Source organism: Moorena sp. SIO3H5, assembly GCF_010692395.1.
In the GTDB taxonomy this organism is placed as follows: domain Bacteria; phylum Cyanobacteriota; class Cyanobacteriia; order Cyanobacteriales; family Coleofasciculaceae; genus Moorena.
In genome coordinates this window covers 1-7,298 of sequence record NZ_JAAHHS010000382.1, presented here as the reverse complement: position 1 = coordinate 7,298, position 7,298 = coordinate 1, and the positions used below count along the sequence as shown (strand labels likewise).

The 7,298-nt window shown below is 43.2% G+C and carries 6 protein-coding genes; 3 read left to right on the top strand and 3 right to left on the bottom strand.

Features of this window, described 5'->3' with window-relative positions; genetic code table 11:
* Together F6K52_RS28920 and F6K52_RS28915 are read right to left on the bottom strand one after the other, a co-directional pair.
* A partial coding sequence (locus F6K52_RS28920; protein ID WP_293086797.1) for a CHAT domain-containing tetratricopeptide repeat protein occupies positions 1-3,140 on the bottom strand: 3,140 nt, incomplete at its 3' end.
* Between the two features lie 34 nt (positions 3,141-3,174).
* Positions 3,175-3,348 (bottom strand): hypothetical protein, encoded by a 174-nt coding sequence (locus F6K52_RS28915; protein ID WP_293086794.1) that lies wholly within the window; start codon positions 3,346-3,348, stop codon positions 3,175-3,177.
* A 606-nt stretch (positions 3,349-3,954) separates the two neighbouring features.
* On the opposite strand from F6K52_RS28915, the gene F6K52_RS28910 reads away from it, so the two are divergent.
* A complete protein-coding gene (locus F6K52_RS28910; RefSeq protein ID WP_293086791.1) occupies positions 3,955-4,731 on the top strand; it encodes a PEP-CTERM sorting domain-containing protein in 777 nt (258 codons plus the stop codon).
* Positions 4,732-4,810: 79 nt separating this feature from the next.
* On the opposite strand, the gene F6K52_RS28905 is transcribed toward F6K52_RS28910, so the two are convergent.
* Complete coding sequence (locus F6K52_RS28905) at positions 4,811-4,972, bottom strand: hypothetical protein (RefSeq protein WP_293086788.1); 162 nt, start codon at positions 4,970-4,972, stop codon at positions 4,811-4,813.
* 486 nt (positions 4,973-5,458) lie between these two features.
* On the opposite strand from F6K52_RS28905, the gene F6K52_RS28900 reads away from it, so the two are divergent.
* Both F6K52_RS28900 and F6K52_RS28895 read left to right on the top strand, forming a co-directional pair.
* Complete coding sequence (locus F6K52_RS28900; protein WP_293086785.1) at positions 5,459-6,205, top strand: PEP-CTERM sorting domain-containing protein; 747 nt, start codon at positions 5,459-5,461, stop codon at positions 6,203-6,205.
* 848 nt (positions 6,206-7,053) lie between these two features.
* The coding region (locus tag F6K52_RS28895) for a hypothetical protein (RefSeq protein ID WP_293086782.1) at positions 7,054-7,298 on the top strand (245 nt) is incomplete at its 3' end.

The following is a 7,298-nucleotide window of genomic DNA, read 5'->3' as shown; positions in this document are numbered from 1 at the left end:
CTAAACCAGGATAACCAATCGAAGTTCTGATTGGGAGTCAGGGAAAGACGGTTTAGATGGTTTGTCCACTCTTCTAATTCTTCTTTTCTAACATCCCGCAGCCATGTTTGAGCTTGGTTGAGGGCAACGGCAACTGCACCGGTTTTTATGATGGTAAACTGACTTAGGTTTTGATAAAATTTAATCATTAAGAAGGCAGTGGCAAAGTCATTCACCATCCAAAGGCTGCTGACAACGCTGGGACTACCTGCATAGAGGAAAGCACTGGGCAAACTAATGTATTCATCGCTGCTGTACTCATCATAAGTACTACCGAAAACTTTAGTAATGCCTGTTTCACAAGCAGAGAGGGTAACCAGGCGGCATTGATTGAGACTCAGTCCAAAGATTTCCGCTACAGTAAGGCGTCCATCTTCTGGACCTTGATCTTTGGCGAGAATCAGTGCTGATTCTTGGGGTGATTTTTCATTAAACTGACCATGAAACTCACCATGACAAGAGAAATGAATACAGTGGGATAGGGGCATTTCTTGACTGGTCTTAACAGCAGCTTCGCTTGCAGCCTGCTTGGCTAAGACTTGGGAAGAGGAGAATAATGGCAGAATGTTATTAACTTCTAAGTCAGTGTAGTATAAGTCGTCAGTGGGATTTTGGATAGCAAAGAGCTTACTGAAATCGAGACGCTCTTGCTTTTGACTCAGTTGCAGTAACTGGCAACTGGGAGCATATCGAACTCCTTTGGGAAACAAGTCAAGTAAGTAAGCATTTTTAGTGTGGGTATTTTCCTCACTGTTGTTTGCCTGTTGTTCTCTATTCTCGATGGGCAAAGCATGAAGCGCGAACACGTGCAACAAACGATGGGGGATGAGAATCAACTGGTCACACTCTTGCGGGAGTTCAGCTAGAATTTCCTCAATATCCAGAATTTGGGCTAATCGGCTTAGGAGCTGATCTAGATGAGTTTTCCACTGTTCTTCTTTCTCGTAGTAAGTAGTCAGATGTTCATCAATAGTCAAATCAATAAGGGCTTGCCGCTCTTCATAAGAAGATTGCCTAACCTGGGGGTGCCGATTTTGACTGGTGATGATAAAGGTGAGAATCTGATTGTCTGTGATATACCACTCAATAATAGCAGTGTGGTCATCAATCAGAGCTTGGATATCACTAAAGGGAATCGGTTCAACCTGTTGGGTGAATTTAAAACTAAGATCTAGTTGATTGATTTCCTCAAGGAGATGATCCTGCTCATGTTTTAAGCCCTTTAACCTTTGCTGGTTTGTCTTGATAGTTTCGCGATATTTCTGCTCTGACTCCCGATTTCTACTTAATATCTCTAACTCTCGCTGTATTACTGGGATTTCTTGTCGCAGTTGGTCCAGTTGCTGGCAGTGAGCTTGGTGAACCTCTGGGTTGGGATAGCGATCGCGTTTAGGATAGAGGGTTTTGTTAGCCAGCCGTTCTACTAGGTTTCTGCCTTTGCTACGTTCAACATATTCAATTGCTTCGGTGGGTTTGTTGAGTTCCAGGCAAACTTCTACCATGCTGCTGTAGAGTTTATTCCATTCTTCAGCTAGTTTTTGTTTATCTGCTTCGATGCCAGAACCAGATGCTATTTCGCTGCGCAGAGATTCTACTGTTTCAATAGCCTCAGCAAAGGTATGGTAGGCGTTGGTAAACTTTTGGGCATCTTGGTAGGTACGCCCAAGATTAAATAAGGTTTCGGCATGGTTTTGGGGAAAAGCCTCACGGGTGCGAACTTGTAAAGCAGCTTGGGAAGCTTTGATGGCGGCTTCGAGGTTATCTGCCTTCTCTCCCCTGATTCTGTGACGGTAGGCAACTGCCAGATTATTTTGAGTCATTGCCCACTCTTGGGGAAAAGCCTCACGGGTGTACACTTGCAAAGCAGCTTGGGAAGCCTTGATGGCATCTTCGAGGTTATCTGCCTTCTCTCCCCTGATTCTGTCATCGTAGGCAGCAGCCAGATTATGTTGAGTCCTTGCCCACTCTTGGGGAAAAGCCTCACGGGTGCCCACTTGCAAAGCAGCTTGGTAAGCCTTGATGGCAGCTTCGAGGTTGTCTGCCTTCTCTCCCTTGATTCTGTTAGTGTAGGCATTCCCTAAATTATTTTGAGTCCTTGCCCACTCTTGGGGAAAAGCCTCACGGGTGTACACTTGCAAAGCCCCTTGGCAAGCATTGATGGCATCTTCGAGGTTGTCTGCCTTCTGTCCCCTGATTCTGTTACTGTAGACATTCCCCAGATTATTTTGAGTCATTGCCCAATCTTGGGGAAAAGCCTCACGGGTATACACTTGCAAAGCAGCTTGGTAAGCCTTGATGGCGGCTTCGAGGTTGTCTGCCTTCTCTCCCTTGATTCTGTTAGTGTAGGCATTCCCCAAATTATTTTGAGTCTGTGCCCAATCTTGGGGAAAAGCCTTACGGGTGCGCACTTGCAAAGCCCCTTGGAAAGCTTTGATGGCGGCTTCGAGGTTGTCTGCCTTCTCTCCCCTGATTCTCTGACAGTAGGCACTTGCCAGATTATTTTGAGTCATTGCCCAATCTTGGGGAAAAGCCTCACGGGTAAAAACAGTCCCAACCACCTCGTAGCCAGTAATGGCAATCTCTAAGTTAGTCGCTCTACTGCCTAGGGGAAACTCCTGAATTAGATAACTGAAAATAAAAATATCTGCTGCGATGCCTTGGGCTAGTTCTGGTTCTACTTCTGCCAGTTTTGCCGTTGTCCAGTTTCGCAACAGAACTGCCAAGTTATCATCTAGCTGATCTAGATTTGCTTGCAGTAGGGGGTAAACCACTTCCCCGTTACCGTTGCTTTCATAGGTTGCCTGCAATAGCTCCATCAGGAAGTTAAATTGTGAGTCGGCAGTGGGTAATTGGGAAAAGGTAGAACTTGTTGATGACAATCCCAGGGCCTCAGCTAGCTGAGTGGCAACACTGGTTAAATATTCAGCAGCATTTTTATTGCCCTCCTGTGCCCACCACTCCGCCACCTGTTGCATCATCTGCACCAACCCCCCATCTACCAAATCCTGATGGGAGTTCAAAACCTCTGCTTCCTCGCCACTGGGACAACTCAGCAGGTCTTGAATCAGACTCACATAGGCTTGGAGGCGTTCTTGATCCATGGGGCAAAGAGGTGTTAAGCAATAGCTGCTGCGATCAATGATTATTATATCTAGCAATTCTACGACTTGTGAGGTACAAATTTCTGGGTTTTAGGGAGCAGGGAGCAGGGAGCAGGGAGCAGGGAGCAGGGAGCAGGGAATAGGAACCCACCCCTAACCCCTCCCAGGAGGGGAAGAGGGAAGTGGGCAAAAATAATGTGTACCTCATAGCTAAGAGAAACGCTATAGGGTTTTTATTTGAGATGTAAACATAGGATGCATCAAGACAGCGAACTGGGAAAAGCGATGCAGCAATATTGTTTATGACCTATTTGTAAATCCTATATTTTTGTAATTATCTCTTATCAAAAGATAATTCATCGAAATTTTATTAAGTTAAAGATTAAGTGAATTTAACTTTGAAGAGATCAATTATCAAAGATTTATATGTAATAGTATTGTTGGCGAATAAATTAGTCATCAAGGTTAAATAGTTCATTGTTTTAATAGCTGACAACCTAAAGCCGTCAAATAAAAGACCCCCATTTGGGGAGAAAAACCAACAATGAACACTATCCTTAGAGGAGGCCGCTTAATTTCCTAGGGATTTTTCTTATTAGTTCCATCCATGCTTAGGCTAGTTGGCTTGGATGTCTTAGATCATGCTGCTTGCTTATTAAGAGGCTCTAGATTTTAGAATTAATTGATTTGAGCCCCTTGATGTTTATATGATCTGAGTTGTTAAGTAATTTTCCAATCCTCTTCAAATAGTTCGAGCAAATAGTATCGTCGCGAAAACCATAGCATTTTACCTAACAAAGGAGTAATCAATCTTATGTCTACTCGTCAATTGTTCAATGTCTTAACCCTATGCTCAGGTACAGTAAGTTTAGTTAGTGCGGCAACTCTGTTAAGTGCTAACCCAGCTCTGGCAATTGTCAATGGCAGTTTTGAGACTGGTGATTTCACCGAATGGTCAACCATAGGCGACACTAGTATTGAGACAGAAGCGTTTGGAAGTGGTCCAACAGATGGAGACTTCCAAGCTCTACTAAGTACTGGTGTATTTAACATATTTCCTGTCACAGTTCCTGTCACAGTTCCTGTCTCGGATATAGAAACATTTCTAGGATTAACAGCTGGAAGCTTAGCTACTATCCCTAATCTTCCCAATGTAGACACTCCCACAGAGGGTTCTGCAATTCAACAAACGTTCACCGCCCATGCCGGAGATGTTTTGACTTTTGATTGGAACTTTCTCACCAATGAATTTACATCTTCTTTTGATCCAGCAGTTTTTAACGATTTTTCCTTCGTGAGCATAGCTAAAATGGTAGATGGGCTAGCTGACACCAACTCCCCACTATTCATAGACTCTTTGACAGATTTCAATGAAGAGACTGGCTTTCAGAGTTTTTCTTATACCTTTGAAACCTCCGGAACCTATAGTTTAGGACTTGGAGTCTTGGATGAGGATGATACTATTGTTGGCTCTGGACTGCTGATTGACAATGTTGAGCTGACACCTGTTCCGGAACCTGCTTCAATTTTGGGCTTACTAGCATTAAGTGCTTTGGGAACAGGTGCAGCTTTAAAAAAAAAGACTGCTTAAACAGTCAGTGTTCAGCGGTCAGCGGACAAAATCAATTCTTGTAATTAGTTTGAATTAATTCTCATAAAACCCCACTGGTTTAAAACACTGGTGGGGTTAATTTATGATTAATAGCAATTCTATGAATTGTGAGGTACAAATTTCTGGTTTTTAGGGAGCAGGGAGCAGGGAGCAGGGAGCAGGGAGCAGGGAGCAGGGAGCAGCGATGCAGCGCGGTCTTGGGGGTTTCCCCCGGAGACAAAACCTTAGACAGTTGAGCCTTTATGGTTGGTAGGCTATGCAGAAAAGGGGTAAAACTTATTGATTAAGGCTCAACTGTCTTACGGTAAATTCAAACCATGAGCGACTGCATCAAGACGGGAGCAGGTAAGAGGGAAGAGGGAAAAAATAATGTGTACTTCATGAGTCCTAGAAACGCTATAATGAGCAGCTGCTGAAAAAGTACCCTCAAGGGTACTGCCAAGCCGGGTTATATCTGAGATTATATAAATGTATTGAAATTAATTACATTAAAACGTAAAACCCATGGCTTACAGATACTAGAATTCCTGTGTCTTCCAAGTTCTGATCAAATTGGGAGTATATCAAAGTGGCAGAACAGATGAACTATGTACGATCATAGCAAGGTAAAATCCATTAGGTTAGGGCTGCATTAAGACATAGTTCGAGTAAATATTTTTGTCGCAAAAACCATAGCATTTTACCTAATAAAGGAGTAATTAATTTGATGTATACTCGCCAATTTTTCAATGTCTTAACCCTATGTTCAGGTACAGTAAGTTTAGTTACTGCGGCAACTCTGTTAAGTGCTAACCCAGCCCTGGCCATTGTCAATGGCAGTTTTGAGACTGGTGATTTCACCGAATGGTTAACCATAGGCGACACTAGTATTGAAACAGCAGGGTTCGGAAGTGGTCCAACCGATGGAGACTTCCAAGCTCTACTAACCACCGGTTTTGGCTCAGTTCCTGTCTCGGATATAGAAACATTTCTAGGATTAACAGCTGGAAGCCTAGCTACTATCCCTAATCTTCCCAATGTAGACACTCCCACAGAGGGTTCTGCAATTCAACAAACCTTTACCGCCCATGCCGGAGATGTTTTGAGTTTTGATTGGAACTTTATCACCAATGAATTTACATCTTCTAATTCAGGACGTTTTAACGATTTTTCCTTCGTCAGCATATCTCAAATGGTAGATGGGCTCGCTGACACTGACTTCCCATTATTCATAGAATCTTTTACAGATTTTGATGAAGAGACTGGCTTTCAGAGTTTTTCTTATACCTTTGAAACCTCCGGAACCTTTAGTTTAGGAATTGGAGTCTTGAACGAGGATGATACTGATCTTGACTCTGGACTGCTGATTGACAATGTTGAGCTCACATCCGTTCCAGAACCTGCTTCAATTTTGGGATTACTAGCATTAGGTGCTTTGGGAACAGGTGCAGCTTTAAAAAAAAAGACTGCTTAAGCATATGCGCTACGCCCACGCTACTTGAGGTGCGGTCAGTGGACAAAATAAATTTTTGTACTCAGGGGGTGACAAGGGCTCTTTAAAATCTTACAGGGGTTAGGTTTTAGGGGTTAGGTTTTAGGGAAGAATGTCAAGCGGGATGGATTGATTAAAACTATCATTGACGTTGTATGGTAAAAATTGCTTTAATTGCTGGCAAATACAAATGACTCCGATGCGCTCATTTTACCCAACACCTAAAACCTAAAACCTAGCACCTATCTAGGTTTGAGCTTTGTTGTCACCCCGTGAGATTTTTGTAATTAGTTTGAATTAATTCTCATAAAACCCCACTGCTTTAAAACACTGGTGGGGTTAATTTATAATTAATAGCAATTCTATGAATTGTGAGGTAGAAATTTCTGGTTTTTAGGGAGCAGCGATGCAGCGCCGCCAAAGGGGGTTTACCCCACTCGCGCTTTGCATCAAGACAACGACAAATTAAGTATATTTTCTTATCACCCACACCCTACACCCCACCCCCTAAACCCCACACCTCACGTCTTTGTTAAAAACCTACCCCTGTGAGCTACTCCCTACTCCCTACTTTAATAGGATTATCCCTCGGTTTTAGTACTTATCCCGATTTCAACAGAGGTTTTGAAGTTGTATACTTGACAAAACTTCAGAGAATGCTATACCACGGGTTTATGGCAGGGTTGCTCCAACTGATATATGGTAGATATCTCCTAGTTCTGATGCACGCCTGTGGCATTTCTATAGAAACAGACTCCTTGGTGACAGGCGATATCCCTATACTAAGCTACCCAAAAGTACTTAATAATTGACGCTACAGGAAATAAACAATGAAATCAAATCCTTTGCCTCAAAAGCACTTGTCCTCACCTCAACCAATTCAGGAAGATATTGATCAAGGAGTTGAACAGCAACCACAAGACTCATTACCCGAACTAGAAACGGAAACTGCCAGGCAAGTAAGCAGCAATACCCCCGCCCATCCCTCCCTCCCGCAAAAAGCGACCGATGTGGCCTTTTATTCTGCTTGGTATCGGTATTCTAGGATTGGGTGCGATCGCTTTCAAACAGTCCC

Bases quoted from the DNA above. Each gene is read 5' to 3' on its own strand.
- F6K52_RS28915 (WP_293086794.1), bottom strand. From the start codon at position 3,348: ATGAGGTACACATTATTTTTGCCCACTTCCCTCTTCCCCTCCTGGGAG.
- F6K52_RS28910 (WP_293086791.1), top strand. From the start codon at position 3,955: ATGTCTACTCGTCAATTGTTCAATGTCTTAACCCTATGCTCAGGTACA.
- F6K52_RS28900 (WP_293086785.1), top strand. From the start codon at position 5,459: ATGTATACTCGCCAATTTTTCAATGTCTTAACCCTATGTTCAGGTACA.